Origin of the sequence: Hymenobacter metallicola (assembly GCF_004745645.1) — a bacterium.
Taxonomy (GTDB): domain Bacteria; phylum Bacteroidota; class Bacteroidia; order Cytophagales; family Hymenobacteraceae; genus Hymenobacter; species Hymenobacter metallicola.
In genome coordinates, this window is the sequence record NZ_SRMB01000001.1 from 1,634,941 (window position 1) to 1,653,882 (window position 18,942).

Consider the following 18,942-nt stretch of genomic DNA (forward strand, 5'->3'; position numbering starts at 1 on the left):
GCGGGCAATGTGTGCTACCCAAACGGGCCGAAACCCGGTAGTTATTACCCGCTTCGGCGCGCTACGGTTATAGTCGAGCCCAAACAAACCATCGTTGGCCGGGGTTGAAACTGCCGGACCAGCCCGCCGCACGACCGGGGGTTTCCGCGCAATTCTTATCTACCACACCCCACAACACCATTATGAAAGCGTACGAAGGATTAGACAAGCAATACATTGACGGCGTTTGGCGCGAGGGCGGCGAAAACGACACTATCCAGGACCTGAACCCCTACGACAACGCCGTGCTGCTTACCATCAAGTGTGGGGGCATGGCGGAGCTGAATGAGGCCTACGAGGCGGCCCAGCGGGCTGCTCCCGCCTGGGCCGACCTGCTGCCCCAGCAGCGCCGCGACATCCTGCTCAAGGCCGCGGATATTCTGCTGGCGCGCAAAGATGAGTTTGCGCACTGGATAGCCCAGGAGGCCGGCGGGGCGCATGCCAAGGGCGAAATTGAAGTAATGCTGGCCCGGGAAGTTATTCTGGAAGCATCCTCCTTTCCGAACCGTCTGCACGGCTTTGTGTTGCCTTCCAGCACACCGGGCAAAGAAAGCCGGGTCTACCGCAAGCCTCTGGGCGTCATCGGCATTATCAGTCCCTGGAACTTCCCGGTGCACCTCTCGATGCGCTCCATTGCCCCGGCCCTGGGCTGCGGCAATACCATCGTGGTAAAGCCCGCCTCCCAAACCCCGGTAACGGGCGGCACGCTGCTGGCCAAGCTGTTTGAGGAAGCCGGCTTGCCCAAGGGTGTATTCAACGTGGTAGTGGGTAAGTCGTCGGTTATCGGCGACCCATTCGTGACCCACCCCATTCCCAAGCTGATTTCCTTTACCGGCTCTACGCCAGTGGGCAAAGGCATCGGCAAGCTGGCCGGCGAAAACCTGAAAAAGGTGGCCCTGGAACTCGGGGGCAACAACGTCTTTATCGTGCTGGAGGATGCCGATATCGACCAAGCCGTGGCGGCCGGTATGATGGGCAAATTCATGCACCAGGGTCAGATCTGCATGGCCATCAACCGTTTTTTGGTGCACGAGGCCGTCTACGACGAGTTTCGCGACAAGCTAGTGGCCCGCACCAAGGCCCTGAAAGTGGGCGACCCGCGCGACAAAGCCACGGATATCGGCCCGCTTATCGACGAGAAGCAGGTGCAGCGCATTCTGGAAGACCTGGAGGCCAGCGTGAGCCAGGGGGCCAAGCTTGAGTGCGGCGGGCAGGCGGAAGGGGCCCTGCTGCACCCTACGGTACTTTCCGAAGTGCGCAACGATATGCCCATCGCCCAAAACGAAATCTTTGGTCCGGTGGCCGCCCTGGTGCGCTTCAAGAATGAGGCAGAAATGCTTCGGCTGGCAAATGAGCTGGACTTTGGCCTGAGCGGAGCCCTGCACACGCGCAACGTGGAGCGGGGCGTGCAGCTGGCCCGGCAGGTCGAAACGGGCATGATTCACGTGAACGACCAGAGCGTAAACGACGAGCCCAACGCGCCCTTCGGCGGCGAGCGGGAATCGGGCCTGGGCCGTTTTGGCGGCGAATGGGTCATGGATGAAATGACCCGCGTGCAGTGGGTAACCGTGCAGCACCAGCCCCGCGAATACCCGATTTAACCGGTTGTAAATCGGTCAGTGCTCCTGCTGCAAGTTTCCCAAGCCGGCTTCCGCATCCGTTAAAAATCCCGCCCCTGTCACAGGGGCGGGATTTTTAGTGTGGTCGAGCAAGTCACAGAAGCTAATTGTATTCCGCCCCGTGCCGCTGTTCTTTTTCGTAACCGCTGGGGTTGCGGCGGAATGCGCGGATAGGGCAACTGCTTACTTCCCGGTGGGTTTGGCGGCCTGCAGGCGGATGGTGGCGCCTTTCAGGTTTTTGCCCGTTGCCTTGAGCTGCAGTTCCCCGGTGCGGTCGGTGGTTTGCACCAGGGCCACGAGCATACCCTGAAAGGCCTGCATCCGCGGCTGATGAAACAGCTCCAGGTTCGTCGGGTCGCCGTTGGCCACGGCCCGGAACCGCCCGGCCCCGCTCACCGAAAACTGCAGCTGGGTGGTTGCTTCCGGGCACAGGTTGCCCTGGGCATCTTCCACCCGAGCCGTTACGAAGGCCAGGTCCTGCCCATCGGCGGTGAGCGTGGTGCGGTCGGCCACGAGGCGGATGTGGTCGGGCTTGCCGGCGGTTTTCACCTCCTCTTCGGCTACGGCTTTGCCCTGGGCGTCGTAGGCCACTACCTTGATGCTGCCGGGCGCATACTTCACCTCGTTCCACATCAGGCGGTAGCGGGTCTGGGGCTTATCGGAAGGGCCTTTGCGCTGCCGGCCCTGGCTTTTACCGTTCACGAACAGCTCGGCCTCGGGGTAGCTGGTGTAGCAGAACACGGGCGTAGTTTGCCCTTCACGGCCCGGCCAGGTCCAGTGCGGGAGCAGGTGCAGCGTAGGCGAGGCGGTGTTCCAGCGCGAGCGGTACAGGTAAAACCGATCCTTGGGAATGCCGGCCAGATCCAGAATACCGAAGTAAGAGCTGTGGGAAGGCCACTTCTCGTCGTAGGGGGTAGGCTCGCCCAGGTAGTCGAACCCGGTCCAGACGAACTCGCCCAGGGTGTAGGGCAGGTCGTCTTGGGCGGCAAACTCCTCATCGGGCGTCTGCGACCAGTTGCAGTACTCCAGATCATACGACGAGGACTGGTTGTCACTATACTTCTGGTCTTTGCCCGTCACGACCGGAAATTTATAGACCCCGCGGGAACTGACCGTGGAAGCCGTTTCCGAGCCCAGCAGCAGGCCCTGGGGCAGCTTGGTCTGGGCCTCGGGGTAGCGGTGGGGCTTGTAGTTGAAGCCGGGCAGGTCGAGCAGGGCGGCAAAGCCATTGTTGACGGCCGCGTCAAACTGATCCATGCCGGCCGTCACGGGCCGGGTGGGGTCTTGGCGGTGCACAATATCCTGCAACCGCTTGGCGATTTTGGTACCGCCCGGGGCCCACTGGTCGGGTACCTCGTTGCCGATGCTCCAGAGAATCACGGAGGGGTGGTTTCGGTCGCGGTGCACCATGTTGACCAGGTCTTTTTCCGCCCACTCATCAAAATACTGGCTGTACCCATTCTTGACCTTGGGCTTCTTCCACTCGTCGAAGGATTCCACGATGAGCATAAACCCCATTTCGTCGGCCAGGCTCACCAGCTCGGGGGCGGGCATGTTGTGCGTGGTCCGGATGGCGTCGGCGCCCAGCTCCTTGAGCAAGGTAAGCTGCCGGCGCAGGGCCGCCGTATTCACGGCCGCGCCCAGCGGCCCCAGGTCGTGGTGGTTGCACACACCCTTGAACTTGCGCGGCTGGCCGTTCAGCACGAAGCCCTTGCCCGCTTCGAAGGCGAAGGAGCGGATGCCGAACGGCGTGGTGTACTCGTCCTTAAGTACCTGACCGGCGTAGAGCCGCGACGTGGCCGAATACAGCACCGGCGTTTCGGGCGACCAGAGCTGGGGCTTGGGCACCACCAGGTTCTGCTCAAATTCCTGCCCGTCGGTGGCCGCAAGCGGGGTGCTGGTGGTGGCCACTGCCTGGCCGGCGGCGTCGCGGATGGTGGTTTCCAGGCGCAGATCGGTACCAGCTCCGGCCGGGGCTTCCACCTTGGTGCGCAGCTTTACCTTAGCGAATTCGGCCGTAATGGTCGGCGTGGTCAGGTAGGTGCCCCACACGGGAATGTGCACGTCCTGGGTCACGAGCAGGTGCACGTTGCGGTAGAGGCCGGCACCCGGGTACCAGCGCGACGCCTCGGGCTGATTTTGCAGCCGCACGGCCAGTACATTCTCCCCGCCGGGCTTTAGGAAGGCGGTAATGTCGAAGGAAAACGAGTTGTAGCCGTAGGGCCAGCGCCCCACTTCCTGCCCGTTGATGAACACCCGGGCGTCGCTCATGGCCCCGTCGAAGAGCAGCGCGGCCCGCTGGCCCGGCCCAAAGCCGGGCACCTGCAGCCGGCGCCGATACCAGCCCACCCCGATGAAGGGCAGCCCGCCGGTGCGGCCGGCTTTGAGCGTGGCCTGCTGTTCGTTGTTTTGCTCAATCCTGACCTGCTGCAAATCGTTGCGGCTGCTGAAGGGGCCGTAGATGGCCCAGTCGTGGGGCACGCTCACGGTCTGCCACTTGGCGTCCTTGAAGCCGGGCTGGGCGGCTTCGGCCACGTCGCCTTTAGTGAATTTCCAGTCGGTGGTCAGCAGGTACTCCTGCCGGGTTTGCTGGGCCTGGGCGGCCCCGGTTGGCAGCAACAGAAAGCCGGCTACTACGCCCCGTAGGGCAAACCGCGTGATAAAGTCTCTCATAGGAAGCAGAAAGCGGCAAGGCTGGTGCTGACAGTACTTATGAAACCGAACCGGCCACATGCCCAGCGAAGAGCAGTTTGTTGCCACAGATTTGAGTCGAAGATAGGGCATAAACGATTGTGTTTCTATCCGCCTTGGGTACACCCGCCGCACCACTGACGACGCCCAACGGATGGCATTGTCGCTTATCAGCTGCCGATTTGAGTGCCACATTCCTCTGAAGCAATTACTTAAAGCAGCACAATCGGTTGTAAGCATCTATTCCCGTTCTTGCAAACAAGTGGCAGCAGTAAACCCCCCTGCTGCTTGCCTGGTTTTACCCCGGTCATTTTCACCGCCGGCTTACTGCTTTCCTATCCCACCCTACGCCATGAAGAAAGTATCTACCCTAGCCGTGCTCCCCTACGCCCTACTCGTGGGAGTGATGCTGGGAGCCAGCGCCTGGTTTTCCCCTGCTGCCTGGGCCCAGACATTTGCCAAAGGCGGCGACGTAAGCTGGCTGCAGCAGATGGAAGCCAACGGCTACAAGTTTTACAACGAGCAGGGCGTGGAGCAGGACTGCTTTCAGATTCTGAAAGACAAGGGCATTAACTCGATTCGCCTGCGGGTCTGGGTCAACCCGTCGATGGTGGACTGGGTGAACGGGCACTGCAGCCCGGCAGAGGTGGTACAGATGGCCACGCGGGCCAAGAGCCTGGGCTTTCGCCTCATGATTGACTTTCACTACAGCGACAGTTGGGCCGACCCCGGACAGCAAACCAAACCCGCCGCCTGGGCCACCCACAGCTTTGCCCAGCTCCAGCAAGACGTGTACGACCACACCTACAGCGTGATGAGCGCCCTGAAGGCCAACGGCGTAACGCCCGAATGGGTGCAGGTAGGCAATGAGATACCCAACGGCCTGCTCTGGCCCGAGGGCAGCACGGCCAACTTTGCCCAGCTGACCCAGCTGCTCAACAAGGGCTACGACGCCGTGAAGGCGGTAAGCCCTGCTTCGCAAGTGGTTATCCACCTCGACAAAGGCAACGACAACGCCCGGTTCCGCTCCTTCTTCGACCGCCTCACCAGCAACGGGGGCCGCTACGACGTAATTGGCATGTCGTACTACCCCTACTGGCTCAACCAGGACTACACAGCCTCCATTGCCGGCCTGCAGTACAACCTGAGCGACATGGCCAGCCGCTACGGCAAGCCGGTGGTGGTAGCGGAAGTGGGTGGCGACTGCGCCAATGCGCCCCAGAATGCGTACGATATGCTGGTGACCGTGCAGAATGCCGTGGCCGCCGTACCCAACCGCCAGGGCTTGGGCGTATTCTACTGGGAACCCGAAGGCTACCGCAGCTTCAGCGGCTACCAGCTCAGCGCCTGGGGCAACGACGGCAGGCCCTCGACAGCCCTGAATGCCTTCTTGGTCACTCCCACGCCCCCCGTACCCACGGCCAACCTGCTAACCAACCCCAGCTTCGAGGCCGACGGCACCGGCACCCAAACGCCCACGGGCTGGACGAGCTGGGCCAGCACCGCCGCCAATTACGCGGCCGACAAAACCGAGGGCGGCGGCCACACCGGCAGCTTCCGCCTCACCCACTGGCTGAGCTCGGCCTACGAGGTGAGCACCTACCAGCTGCGCACCGGGCTTCCTAATGGCACCTACACCCTGCGGGCCTGGGTCCAGAATAGCGGGGGCCAACGCGCCTGCCAGCTCTACGCCAAAAACTTCGGCGGCTCCGAAAAGAAAGTTGACTTACCCCTGGCCAACACCTGGGCACAGGTGCAGATTACGGATATTCAGGTCACCGGCGGGCAGTGCGAAATCGGGCTGTGGTCGGATGCCAACGCGGGCAACTGGTGTAACCTGGATAACGTGGAGTTTTTTCGCACTAGCAGCCCGGCCCTGCCCGTCACGCCGCCCACCGCCGCCACGGACCTGAGCCTCTACCCCAACCCTACCTCGAACACACTGACTATCAGAAAACACCCTAGCTCTACTGCCGCCACAGTGCGCGTGTACTCGCTGACCGGGCAACTGGTGCTGACCCAGACTTGTCCGGGCTCCGCAGCAACTGTCGAGCTGAACGTAGCGGGCCTGGCCAAGGGCCTGTATCAGGTGCAGGTAGAAGAGGCTCACCGGGTGCACACCCGCCAGTTCAGCAAGCTCTGATCGGCCGGCCACGAGCCCCAGTTTTGCCGCGAACCAGCGGCCCTTCCGAATTTTCTTGTTTCTATTGCTAGCTAGGCGAAGTACGGTGCTTGCCTGGCCGCAACGAGGGCTCTTTGGCGTGTTCTGTTGTCGCCATAACCTTATGCTGGACACCGTCTACCGGCTGATATGCTACCGGGCACGGCCCACCCCGCCGGCTTTTCCCCACGGCGGGGGCTAGGAGCGTTTTGCGACGGTCCAATTGCACATCCGCAGGAATCAGAAAACCCAGGGCCGGGGGCTTCGGTTTGGCCTCCTCGGGAACCGCCCGTTTTTGTGTACCCTTGCCCCGAAAAATTTCCGTTGAGCTCTGCCTGTTACCCATGCCGAAAGGAACCTTACTGCTGATTGACGACGAAAACAGCCTGCGCCAGGTGCTGACCCGGGTGCTGGAGCTGGAAGGCTACACGGTGCTGGCCGCCGCTACGGCCTACGCCGGCCTGGAGCTGCTCAGCCAGCACACGGAAGAGGTGCTGGTGATTTTGAGCGACGTGAAGCTGCCCGACGGGCACGGGCTAGCCCTATTGCCCCGCTACAAGCAAGCCGCGCCCCTGGCCGAAATCGTGCTTATGACCGCCTTTGGCACCATTGCCGACGGCGTGCAGGCCATGAAGCTCGGCGCGTTTGATTACCTGACCAAGGGCAATTCCGACGACCAGCTGGTGGTAGTAGTGGAGCGGGCTGCCGATAAAGCTCGTCTGCAGCATCGAGTGGCAGCCCTGGAAAAGAAAGTGGAGGCCCAGTTTAGCTTTGAAGCCATGATTGGGCACTCGGCCCCGCTCACCCAAGCCAAAGCCCTGGCCCTGCGCGTGGCCCCCACCGACAGCACCGTGCTGCTGGAAGGACCCACGGGCTCGGGCAAGGAGCTGTTTGCCCAGGCCATTCACCAGGCCAGCCCGCGCCGGAGCAAGCCCTTCGTGGCCGTCAACTGCTCAGCCTTCCCCAAGGATTTGCTGGAAAGCGAATTATTCGGCTACCGCAGGGGAGCTTTTACCGGGGCCCTGGCCGACAAGCGTGGCCTGATAGAGGAAGCCAGCGGCGGCACGCTGTTTCTGGACGAAATTGGCGAGCTGCCCCTGGAGCTGCAGGCCAAATTATTGCGCGTGCTCGAAAGCCGGCAGTACCTGAAGGTAGGCGACACCAAGCCGCTGACGGCCAACGTCCGCATTGTGGCCGCTACCAACCGTAACCTGCGCCAGGAAGCCGACGAGGGCCATTTTCGCGAAGACCTCTACTACCGCCTGGCCGTGTTTACGGTGAACGTACCGGGCCTGAACGTGCGCCGCGAGGACATTGAGCCCCTGGCCCGGCATTTTGTGCAGCTCTACGCGGCCAAGCTGCGCAAGCGCCTGCGCGGCATGGAGCCCGAGGTGCTGCGCCACCTGACCCACTATAATTGGCGGGGCAATGTGCGGGAGCTGAAAAACGTGCTGGAACGTGCCGTCATCCTGGCCGATTACGACCTGCTCACCGTGGCCGACCTGCCCGCCGAGCTGCAATACGTGGCCGAAACGCCACCCCACCACCCTAGCAACTCCCCGGATTGGAGCTTGCGCACGGCCGAAATGCACCACATTCGTCAGGTATTGGGGCAGGCCCACGGCAACAAGGCCGAAGCCGCCCGCCTGCTGGGCGTAGCCGTGACCACGCTGTACCGAAAAATGCAGGAGTATGGGCTGCAGGGGTAACGCACGGGCCTTTCCCAGCCGCTATCAGCAGTACCGCCGAAGCCGCCTCCGTTCGAGGCGGCTTTTTTTATGTACCCGCCCAAGAGTAGCAAAATGCATTCAACCCTAGCAAAACGCTAGTACCCCCGTGGTAGAGGAGCAACAGGCAGCCCAGCCCAGCAACTTACAACTCATTGTACTTCAGGAAACTGTAAACAAACCTTCGGACAACGCTAAAAACGGGACGGACTTTGGCAGCAAGGCTGGCATCCGCATTCTAACTCTTACGTGTTCCATGCCCCCACTGCTTTTGCTTCCCCTGCTCACTGCCGCCGGTCTGGCGGGCTTCTGGCTCTTCTACAAATCCATCGACTATTTCGACCACATCTAGCCACAGCCACGCCATGATGCTCGCCCTATTTCTTCTCTGCTTGGCCGTGTTTGGCTACCTGATCTACGTGCTGCTCAAGCCCGAACGATTCTAACCCGGCGCTTACCTCTTCACCCTTTCTCTTATGAATTCTGACTTACTGGGCATTCTTGTGCTCTATTTCCTCACCCTGGCGCTGGCCTGGCCCCTGGGCCGCTACCTGGCCCGGGTGTTTAAAGGCGAGAAGAATGCTCTGGATTTTCTGACGCCCCTGGAAAAGGGCATCTTCCGCCTGGCCGGCCTCGATGCCCGCCGGGAAATGAGCTGGCAGCAGCATATGGTGGCCTTGCTCACCATCAACCTGGTGTGGTTCCTGCTGGCTATGCTCGTGCTTTGCACCCAGGGCAGCCTGCCGCTCAACCCCGACGCCAACCCCTCGATGAGTCCGGATCTGGCTTTCAACACGGCTATTTCCTTTCTGGTCAACTGCAACCTGCAGCACTACTCCGGCGAATCGGGGCTCTCCTACCTTTCTCAGCTGGTGGTCATTACCTTCCTGCAGTTTGTGAGTGCCGCCACCGGCATTGCCGCCGCCGTCGTGGTCTTCAACGCCCTGCAAACTCGCGCCACCGACAAACTGGGCAACTTTTACCAGTACTTCGTTCGGAGCCTGACCCGCCTGCTGCTGCCGGGCTCCCTCGGGCTGGCCCTGCTACTGGTCTTCAGCGGCACACCCATGACGTTGCAAGGCAAGCAGCCGCTCGTTACGCTGCAGGGCGACTCGGTGGCCGTGGCCCGGGGGCCGGTGGCGGCCATGGTAGCCATCAAGGAGCTGGGCACCAACGGCGGGGGCTTCTTCGGGGCCAATTCGGCCCACCCGCTCGAAAACCCCACCTACCTGACCAACGCCGCCGAGAACCTAGCCCTTTGCATTATTCCCGTGGCCATGGTGTTTGCGCTGGGCTTCTACCTCAACCGGCGCCGCCTGGCCCTGATGATTTTCGGAGTCATGACCGTCGGCTTTGTGGCCCTGCTTGCCCCCACTGTGTACTACGAGTTGCAGGGCAACCCCGCTCTTTCGCCCCTTGGCGTGGAGCAGCCGCTGGGGGCTATGGAAGGCAAGGAAGTGCGGTTTGGGGCGGCGGCCTCGGCCTACTGGAGCATTACCAACACAGTCATCAGCTGCGGCTCGGTCAATTCCATGCACGACTCGTTTATGCCGCTTTCGGGCCTGAGCCAGCTGCTGGGCATGATGACCAACGCCTTTTACGGGGGCTGCGGCGTGGGTCTGCTCAACTTCTTTGCCTACCTGATTATTGCCGTCTTCATTGCCGGCCTGATGGTGGGCCGCACGCCCGAGTTTCTGGGCAAGAAGATTGAAGCCCGGGAAATGAAAATTGCCGTCATCGTCACGCTGCTCCACCCGCTGCTGATTCTGGCCGGCACGGCCCTGGCGACGCATACCTACGTGGGCAACCCCACCGAGTACGCCGGCTGGCTGGCCAACCCGGGCTTCCACGGCTTCTCGGAGATGCTGTATGAGTTTACCTCCTCGGCGGCCAACAACGGCTCGGGCTTCGAGGGCCTGGGCGACAATACCCCGTTCTGGAACTGCACCACCGGCGTGGTACTGCTACTCTCACGCTTTCTGCCCATCATCGGTCCGGTGGCCATTGCCGGCCTGCTGGCCCGCAAGAAATACGTGCCCGAAGGCGCCGGCACGCTGCCCGCCGATACAGCCACGTTCGGGGTGATGGTACTGGCCGTCATCGTCATCATTGCTGCCCTGGCCTTTTTCCCGGCCCTAGCCCTGGGCCCCCTGGCCGAGCATTTCTCCCTGTATTAGTCCCGCGGTGGCCCCAGCATTGCATCCCTGCTGCCTGCTGCTTTTTCCTGTGTCTTCCTACTCGATTCGGAGTACTCATGTCTAAGAATTCTCTCTTCCAGCCCGCGCTGGTTTCTGAAGCTGTACACCAGGCCTTCGTGAAGCTGGACCCGCGCCTTATGTTCCGTAACCCGGTGATGTTTACCGTGGAGCTGGGCACCCTGGTCATGCTGCTCGTCACGCTCAGGTTGCTCGTGCAGCCCGACCCGGCCCAGGGCTCGTTCGGCTACAACTTCACCGTTTTTCTGGTGCTGCTGCTAACCTTGCTCTTTGCCAACTTTGCCGAGGCCATAGCCGAAGCCCGCGGCAAAGCCCAGGCCGAGAGCCTGCGCAAAACCCGTCAGGAAACGCCCGCCCGCGTCCTCGATGCGCAGGGCAACGTCTCGTCCGTCTCGTCGTCGCACCTGCAAAAGGGCCAGGTGTTTCTGGTCGAGGCCGGCGAAATCATTCCCACCGACGGCGAAATACTCGAAGGCCTGGCCACCATCGACGAGTCGGCCATAACGGGCGAATCGGCGCCGGTGATTCGGGAGGCGGGCGGCGACAAATCCTCCGTGACGGGGGGCACCAAAGTCTTGTCGGACCGCATCAAGGTGGTGGTGACCACCGCGCCCGGCGAGTCGTTTCTGGACAAGATGATAGCCCTGGTGGAAGGGGCTTCGCGGCAGAAAACGCCCAACGAAATTGCCCTCACCATTCTGCTGGCCGGCTTTACCCTGGTCTTCGTCATTGTCTGCGTGACGCTGCAGCCGTTTGCCGAGTATTCGAAGACGCCCATTGCCATTTCGGCCTTCATTGCCCTCTTTGTCTGCCTGATTCCGACCACCATCGGCGGGCTGCTCTCGGCCATCGGCATTGCCGGCATGGACCGGGCCCTGCGCGCCAACGTCATTACCAAGAGCGGCAAGGCCGTGGAAACGGCCGGCGACATCGACGTGCTGCTGCTCGACAAAACCGGCACCATTACCATCGGCAACCGCAAGGCTACCCATTTCTGGCCCGCCCCGGGAGTAGATGCGCGGCAGTTTATTGAGTTGGCCACCCTGGCGTCGCTCACCGATGAAACACCCGAGGGCAAGAGCATTGTGGAGCTGGCCCGCGAACAGCAAGTCAGCCCCGAGCTATTGCAACACCAGTTGCAGGGCGCCGAGCTCATCAAGTTTACGGCCGAAACCCGCAGCAGCGGCGTAACCCTGCACAGCGGGCAGCGCATCCGCAAGGGCGCCTCCGATGCCATCCGCCAGCTCGCCACCAAAGCCAACCAGCCCTTCCCGCAGGAAACCACCCAGCGCGTGGAAGCTATTGCCAGCAACGGGGGCACTCCGCTGGTGCTCAGCGAAAACGACCGGGTGCTGGGCGTGGTAGAATTGCAGGACATCATCAAGCCCGGCATCCAGGAGCGGTTTGCCCGCCTGCGCAGCATGGGCATCAAAACGGTGATGGTCACGGGCGACAACCCGCTGACGGCCCGCTTTATTGCCGAAAAGGCCGGCGTCGACGACTTTATTGCCGAGGCCAAGCCCGAGGACAAGATGCAGTACATCCGCCGCGAGCAGCAGCAGGGCCGCCTGGTGGCCATGATGGGCGACGGCACCAACGACGCCCCGGCCCTGGCCCAGGCCGACGTGGGCGTGGCCATGAACTCGGGCACCCAGGCCGCCAAGGAAGCCGGCAACATGGTGGACCTCGACAACGACCCCACCAAGCTCATCGAGGTGGTTGAAATCGGCAAGCAGCTGCTCATGACCCGGGGCACGCTCACCACCTTCAGCATTGCCAACGACGTGGCCAAGTACTTTGCCATTGTGCCGGCCCTGTTTATGGTCGCCATTCCCAGCCTGGGCGCTTTGAACATCATGGGGCTGGAGTCGCCGCAGTCGGCCATTCTCTCGGCCGTGATTTTCAACGCAGTTATCATTCCGCTGCTCGTGCCCCTGGCCCTGCGCGGAGTGGCCTATAAGCCCATTGGAGCCTCGGCCCTGCTGCGCCGCAACCTGCTCATCTACGGCCTGGGCGGCGTTATCGTGCCCTTCGTCGGCATCAAGCTGCTCGACTTGGTGGTGAGCCTATTTCTGTAGGAGCGGCCCGAAAATCAATGCCGCAAGCCCCACAATACCACTGATTATTTCCAGAACATGAAAACGCAGTTGCTTCCCGCTTTCCGTCTTACCCTGGTCTTGCTCGTGCTCTGCGCCGTGCTGTATCCGGCCCTGATTTGGGCCGGAGCCCACCTTGCCCCGGGCGGCGGGCAGGGCGTAACCGTCCGCCACCACGGCCGCGTGGTGGGCTTTGCCAACGTGGGCCAGAAGTTCGACCGGCCCGAGTACTTCAACAGTCGCCCCTCGGCCGTGGACTACAATGCCAGTGGATCGGCCGGCTCTAACAAAGGCCCATCGAACCCCGAATACCTGGCCGAAGTCCACACCCGCGTTGAGGCGTTTTTGCAGCAGAACCCCACGGTGAAGGCCGGCAACGTGCCCGCCGAGCTGGTCACGGCCAGCGGCTCCGGTCTGGACCCTCACCTTTCGCCGGCCGGGGCCTACGCTCAGGTAGCGCGGGTGGCCCGGCTGCGCCGCTTGCCCGTAGTGCGCGTCCGGGCCCTGGTGGCCGCCCACGTGGAGGAGCCCATTTTCGTCTTTTTCGGCCCGGCCAAAGTCAATGTGCTGGCGTTGAACCTGGCCCTGGACGACCTGGCCCCGTTGCCGCGGCGCTAACGAGCTGCGCGGCCTCCATTGTTTCAATATCCTTTCTAGGGCTAGCCTGCGTTTCCAGCGGCCCCATCATTTCCCCCCGCCCAACTGGCGGCTTTTTATGAAGCACTTCTTAACCCTGGGCCTGCTGTTCACTGCCGCCAGCGCCGCGCTGGCCCAGGCTCCCGTAGCAACCGATACTGTTGCGGCAACCTCACCGGCGCCGGCCAACCCGCTGACCTTCTACGGGTTCGTGGACGGCTATTATGGCTACGATTTTCGGCATCCCAACACGACTACCCGGCCCGCTTTTTTATATTCTCACAACCGTCAAAACGAGTTTACCGTCAACCAGGGCCTGGTGGGCCTGCGCTACGACAATGGGCAGGTGCGCGGGGCCATTGGGCTGCAGGCCGGCTCTTACGTGGCGGCCAACTACGCCGCCGAAGACCCCGTCTTTAAGCATCTCTACGAAGCCTACGCCGGTTTTCGGCCCTTCCAGAAAGCCTGGCTTGATGTCGGTATTTTCAGCTCCCACATCGGCTTTGAGTCGGCCATCAGCAAGGACAACTGGACCCTGACCCGCTCGGTGATGGCCGAAAACTCGCCCTACTACGAAGCCGGCGCCCGGTTTACCTACGAAGTCGCACCCACACTCACGCTGACGGGCCTAGTGCTCAACGGCTGGCAGAACATCCGCGAAAACAACCAGGCCAAGGCCGTGGGTACCCAACTTCAGTGGAAACCCACCGACAAGCTACTGCTCAACTCCAGCACGTTTTTCGGCAACGAGCAACCCCAGGATTCGGTGCGCCGCCGCCGCTACTTTCACGACTTCTACCTAAGCTACGCCCCCACCACCCAGCTAAGCCTGGCACTGGTATTCGACGTAGGCAAGCAGGAAAACGAGCAGGGCGCAGGCCGGGCCGACACTTGGCACACCGGCGCGGCCCTGGTACGCTATAAGCTGGCCGAGAAATGGTCGGCTACGGCCCGGGCTGAATACTACCGTGCCGACCGGGGCGTCATCATCAACTCCAGCATGCCCCGTATGGGCGACGCCGCTTTCAAGGTCCACGGCGCTTCGCTCACCCTGGACTACGCTCCCGCCCGCAACGTGCTGTTTCGGGTTGAGGGCCGGGTTTTGCAAGCCCCAAACCCCATTTTCCCGCGGCCAGACGGCACGCCAGCCCCTAGCTACGGCAACCTTACCAGCAGTATCGCGCTGGCGTTTTAGGCGGCCACCTTTTCGCCCTGCTTCTACTTTATCTACTTATGAGCCCTGAGCAAGACAACGTGCGCGACCAGTCGGCGGAGCGGTTTCTGCGCCTAGTGCAGGAGCGGCGCCGCGGCCGGCTCAAGGTCTACATCGGACTGGCTGCCGGCGTGGGCAAAACCTACCGCATGCTCCAGGAAGCCCACGAGCTTCTGCTGCACCGGGTGGATGTTGTGCTGGGCCTGGTCGTAACGCACGGCCGGGCCGGCACCGAGGCGCAGCTACGCGGCCTGCCCATATTGCCCCGCAAGCACATTTTCTACAAAGGCCGGATGCTGGAGGAAATGGATCTGCAGGCTATTCTGCAGCGCCGCCCGGCCGTAGTCATCGTCGATGAGCTGGCGCATACCAACGTGCCCGGCTCGGTGAACGAGAAGCGCTGGCAGGATGTGGAACAGCTCGTGAAAGCCGGTATTTCGGTGATTACGGCCGTGAACGTGCAGCACCTGGAAAGCCTTCACGACCAGGTGTTGCGCATCACCGGCACGACCGTAACCGAGCGGGTGCCCGACCAACTGCTCAAGCTGGCCGATGAGGTAGTAAACGTGGACCTGACCGTGGAAGAACTGCGCACCCGCTTGGCGGAAGGCAAAATCTACGACCTGGCCAAGGTGCCCGTGGCCCTGCAGAACTTTTTCCAGGCCGAACATCTGCTGCAGCTGCGCGAGTTGGCCCTGCGCGAAGTGGCCAACCTGCTGGGCCGCCAGATTGAGGGAGACGCGGGCACTGCCCCCGGCGTGGCCCCGCAGCGCCGCAATGCCGACCGCCTCCTGGCCTGCATCAACTCCAACGCCCCGGCAGCCCGGGAAATCATTCGCAAAACCTCCCGCCTGGCCGACCGCCTCGGCGGGGCCCACTGGTACGTGCTCTACGTCCAGACCCGGCAGGAAGCCGCCGACCGGGTGGGCCTGGCCGCCCAGCGCCACTTGCTCAACAACTTGCAGCTCGCTGCGGAGCTTGGCGGCCAGATTCTGCGGGTGAAGGCCGACGATGTGGTAGCCGAAATCTGGCGCATCGCCGCCGAGAAGCATGTGTCCCTGCTAATTTGCGGCGTGACGAGCGAAAAAAGCTGGTGGCGTCGCCTTACCCGCCGCGGCACTACGAGCGACCTGATCCGGCGCGCCGCCCGCTCCGACTCCTACCTGGATATCTTTCTGGTAACGTATTAACGTCTTTTACTATGCCCGCCCGGCTCTTTTTCTGCCTTCCCCGCTCCGGCCAATGAATCTGAAAACCAAAATCACGGCGGGCTTTTTGGTAGTCGTGCTGCTGCTGGCCCTAGTGGGTACCTACACGCTGTACGCCCTCAAACGCCTGGACCGCACGGCCACCCACGTACTGCAGGAAAACTTCTACTCGGTGCAGCTTGGGCAGCAGCTCTACGCGGCCCTGGATCAGCTGAGTACGCTTCAGCAGCGCCGCTACCTGGCCCCTGCTCCCCCGCCCCATTACGAAGCCGACGTGCAGCGCGGCCTGCAGCAGTTTCAGCAGACCCTGACCCGGGAAGCGGGCAATATTACCGAGCCGGGCGAGCGGGAAGTTGTCGACTCGCTGACCCGCACCTTTGCCGCCTACCAATTGCTGCTTGACCCGCAGTCGACGGAGCCGCGGACACCGGCCTTTTATCTGGCCCGAATAGAGCCTCTTCACCAACTGCTGCGCGCCCAAACGGCCCGCATGGTGCACCTGAACATGGCCGCCCTGACGCGCAAAAATGAGCACGCCAACCGCACCGCCCGCCAGGTAACGCACTATACGCTCACCATACTGGCCTTCAGCGGGCTGTTGCTCCTGTTTTTCGTGTTCAGCGTGCCCGAGTCGGTGGTGCAGCCCCTGCACAAACTGCTGGCCAGCATCGAAAACGCAACGAACCAAAACTTTACCTCATCGATTCCGGTGGAAAGCCACGATGAGTTTGGCACGGTAGCCCGGGCTTTCAACCGGCTGCTGGTGCAGCTTCAGGACTACCGCACCTCTACCCTGGCCCAGCTTATGGCCGAGCGCAACCGCGTCACGAGTCTGGTCAATAACCTGGACGAGGGCCTGCTGCTCATCGACGAAAAGCACCGCATCATTGTGGCTAATCCGGTGGTCAGCACCTTGCTCAACGTGCCAGTAGACCACCTCGTGGGCCGGGCCGCCCAGGAGGTAGCGCGCGAAAACGACCTGTTTCGGGAGATGCTGCGCTTTTTGGACCTACCCGCCGCGCAGCGCGACAAAGAGACGCCCCTGCTCACCATTGCCCAATCGGGCGAGGAGGCCTACTATCGGCTTCTGATCAACGATGTTATCAGCTTCAACGAGGCCGTTGACAAGATGGAGTTTGTGGGCTCGGTGCTCACGCTGCGCAACGTGTCGGAATACAAAAAGCTGGATCAGGCCAAGTCCAACTTCCTGGCAACCGTGTCGCATGAGCTCAAAACGCCCTTGTCCAGCATCAACTTCCACCTCAGGCTGCTCCAGGACGAGCGGGTGGGCAGCATCAACGCCGAGCAAGGTCGTATTGTTGACACCCTGAAGCAGGAAAACCAACGCCTGCTCAAAATGGTAGGAGAGTTAATTGACGTATCGCGCCTGGAATCGGGCAACATTCAACTCAATTTTCAACTGGCCCACCTGCACGACATCGTGCAGTTTGCCGCCGATACCGTTCAGCTACAACTCACTCCCAAGCAGCTCACGCTGGACCTGCAAGTGCCCGCAACCCTTCCTGCCGTGCGCGCCGACATCGAAAAAACCACCTGGGTCTTACTTAATCTGCTGGCCAACGCCATTCGCTACTCTCCCCCGCAAGAGCCCATCCGTATCAGCGCCAGCCTCACTCCCGACCAGCAGCAAGTGCAGGTCCGCGTGCAGGACCGCGGCCCCGGCATTGCGCCTCACTATCAAGACAAAATCTTTCAGCGCTTCGTACAAATTCCCGATAAGCAAGGGTATACAGGCGGTTCGGGCCTGGGTTTAAGCATTGCCCGCGAGTTCATTACCTCCCAGGGTGGGCAGCTGTGGGTGGAAAGTGAGTTGGGCGCCGGCAGCAGCTTTGTGTTTACGCTTCCACTGGCAACCAGCTAGCGGCGCAAAATGACCGGGGAGCCACCGCATGGGCTGGAGGCCATCCGGGCCAATCAACCAGGAACCTACCCCGCCGGAAAAGCAAAAGCCCGTTTCTTTCTTAGAAACGGGCTTCACTGCAGAGAGGATGGGATTCGAACCCACGATGACCTTTTGAGCCATACACACTTTCCAGGCGTGCTCCTTCGACCACTCGGACACCTCTCTGGGTCGGTAATCGGGTGCAAAGTAACGGCCCTTTTTCCGGAAACACAAGCCCTGAGGCCCGCTGGCTAGCCTAAAGATATTTCGCCGCGCAGGTCCTGGGCCAGCAAACGAGCCGTTTCGCGGGGGTTGAGGCCCAGCCCGAGCACGAACATGAGCTTGGTAATAGCCGCTTCCGTGGTAATGTCTTCGCCGCCAATTACGCCCATATCAGTGAGTTGGGAACTGGTTTCGTACTGCCCCTGAATCACGCGGCCTTCCTCGCACTGGCTTACGTTGAGAACTTGTACGCCCCGGTCGTGGGCGTCGCGCAGGCAGCGCAAAAACCAGTCGGCGGTGGGTGCATTGCCCGCACCGTAGGTCTCAAGCACGCACCCGCGCAGGCCCTCTACCTCCAGCACGGCCCGGACTACCCGCTCGGTGATGCCCGGAAAGAGCTTCAGAATCACTACCTGCTCTTCCAGACGTTGGTGCACCTGCAACTGGGCGGAAGGCAGGTGGCGCACCTGTTTGTCGTTGAACTCCACTTCGATGCCGGCCCGGGCCAGAGGCGGGTAATTCTCGCTGCGAAAGGCATTGTACTGCTCACTTTCCACTTTTTTGGCCCGGTTGCCCCGAATTAGCAGGTCGTTGAAGAACACGCATACTTCGGGTACGCGCACGGTGCCGGCCCGGGGGTGGCGGGCCACGGCAATATCCAGGGCCGTTACCAGGTTGCGGCGGGCATCCGTGCGGATGCGGCCCACGGGCACCTGCGCCCCGGTAAAGACGACCGTCTTGCCTAAATTTTCGAGCAAGTAGCTCAGGGCCGCCGCCGAATAGGCCATGGTATCGGTGCCGTGCAGTACCACAAAGCCGTCGTACCGGGCATAGTTTTCCGCAACCAGGGCGGCCAGCCCCAGCCAGTCGGTAGCCGTCACGTTCGACGAGTCGATGGGTTGGGGCAAGCTCAGCACCGAAAGATTCATGTTGAGCTGGCGCAGCTCGGGCATCTTGCGGCGAATCTGCTCAAATTTCATGGGCACCAGCTCCCCCCGCCGGTTGTACTCCATGCCCACCGTGCCGCCGGTATAAATAATCAGGGCCGAAGTAGTGGGACGCTCCCCGGTTGCGGTTGGCGTAATATCGATGAGCGGCAGCGTAGCGGGCAGATGATTCACAGGCTGTTAGTATGCGGAGGTGCGAAGGTGGGAAAAATGTGAGGAAAGTATCCTTACGAGGCGGAAAGCACGGATACAGGCCGCGGACTC

The 18,942-nt window shown here is 61.8% G+C and carries 12 protein-coding genes and 1 tRNA gene; 10 read left to right on the forward strand and 3 right to left on the reverse strand.

Annotated elements, in window-relative coordinates; genetic code table 11:
- Positions 1-182 precede the first annotated feature (182 nt).
- Positions 183-1,640, forward strand: coding sequence for an aldehyde dehydrogenase family protein (locus E5K02_RS06870; protein ID WP_135393356.1), 1,458 nt, complete (start codon positions 183-185; stop codon positions 1,638-1,640).
- Between the two features lie 201 nt (positions 1,641-1,841).
- On the opposite strand, the gene galB is transcribed toward E5K02_RS06870, so the two are convergent.
- Entirely contained in the window at positions 1,842-4,331 is a 2,490-nt protein-coding gene (gene galB, locus E5K02_RS06875; protein ID WP_135393358.1) for a beta-galactosidase GalB, read from the reverse strand.
- 370 nt (positions 4,332-4,701) lie between these two features.
- Between galB and E5K02_RS06880 the strand changes: the two genes are divergently transcribed.
- The 9 genes from E5K02_RS06880 (at position 4,702) to E5K02_RS06920 (ending at position 17,488) form a co-directional block, all read left to right on the forward strand.
- The gene (locus E5K02_RS06880) at positions 4,702-6,492 is read left to right on the forward strand and encodes a glycosyl hydrolase 53 family protein (RefSeq protein WP_135393359.1); all 1,791 of its coding nucleotides are present in this window, start codon (positions 4,702-4,704) and stop codon (positions 6,490-6,492) included.
- A gap of 362 nt (positions 6,493-6,854) precedes the next feature.
- Positions 6,855-8,219, forward strand: a complete 1,365-nt coding sequence (locus tag E5K02_RS06885; RefSeq protein ID WP_135393360.1) for a sigma-54-dependent transcriptional regulator — start codon at positions 6,855-6,857, stop codon at positions 8,217-8,219.
- 386 nt (positions 8,220-8,605) lie between these two features.
- Positions 8,606-8,683 (forward strand): potassium-transporting ATPase subunit F, encoded by a 78-nt coding sequence (locus E5K02_RS26230; protein WP_135394791.1) that lies wholly within the window; start codon positions 8,606-8,608, stop codon positions 8,681-8,683.
- A gap of 30 nt (positions 8,684-8,713) precedes the next feature.
- Entirely contained in the window at positions 8,714-10,414 is a 1,701-nt protein-coding gene (gene kdpA / locus E5K02_RS06895; RefSeq protein WP_135393362.1) for a potassium-transporting ATPase subunit KdpA, read from the forward strand.
- A gap of 77 nt (positions 10,415-10,491) precedes the next feature.
- Complete coding sequence (gene kdpB / locus E5K02_RS06900; RefSeq protein WP_135393363.1) at positions 10,492-12,531, forward strand: potassium-transporting ATPase subunit KdpB; 2,040 nt, start codon at positions 10,492-10,494, stop codon at positions 12,529-12,531.
- A gap of 57 nt (positions 12,532-12,588) precedes the next feature.
- Positions 12,589-13,167 (forward strand): potassium-transporting ATPase subunit KdpC, encoded by a 579-nt coding sequence (kdpC, locus tag E5K02_RS06905; RefSeq protein ID WP_135393365.1) that lies wholly within the window; start codon positions 12,589-12,591, stop codon positions 13,165-13,167.
- Between the two features lie 97 nt (positions 13,168-13,264).
- On the forward strand, positions 13,265-14,380 hold the full coding sequence (locus tag E5K02_RS06910; RefSeq protein WP_135393367.1) for a porin: 1,116 nt from the start codon (positions 13,265-13,267) through the stop codon (positions 14,378-14,380).
- A 38-nt stretch (positions 14,381-14,418) separates the two neighbouring features.
- Positions 14,419-15,588 carry a sensor protein KdpD gene (locus E5K02_RS06915; RefSeq protein WP_135393369.1) on the forward strand — a complete coding sequence of 390 codons (1,170 nt, stop codon included), beginning with the start codon at positions 14,419-14,421 and terminating at the stop codon, positions 15,586-15,588.
- A gap of 52 nt (positions 15,589-15,640) precedes the next feature.
- The gene (locus tag E5K02_RS06920) at positions 15,641-17,488 is read left to right on the forward strand and encodes a HAMP domain-containing sensor histidine kinase (RefSeq protein WP_135393371.1); all 1,848 of its coding nucleotides are present in this window, start codon (positions 15,641-15,643) and stop codon (positions 17,486-17,488) included.
- Between the two features lie 119 nt (positions 17,489-17,607).
- On the opposite strand, the gene E5K02_RS06925 is transcribed toward E5K02_RS06920, so the two are convergent.
- Positions 17,608-17,695: transfer RNA gene (locus tag E5K02_RS06925), tRNA-Ser, on the reverse strand.
- A gap of 65 nt (positions 17,696-17,760) precedes the next feature.
- Positions 17,761-18,852 carry an asparaginase gene (locus E5K02_RS06930; protein WP_240737176.1) on the reverse strand — a complete coding sequence of 364 codons (1,092 nt, stop codon included), beginning with the start codon at positions 18,850-18,852 and terminating at the stop codon, positions 17,761-17,763.
- Positions 18,853-18,942: the final 90 nt, after the last annotated feature.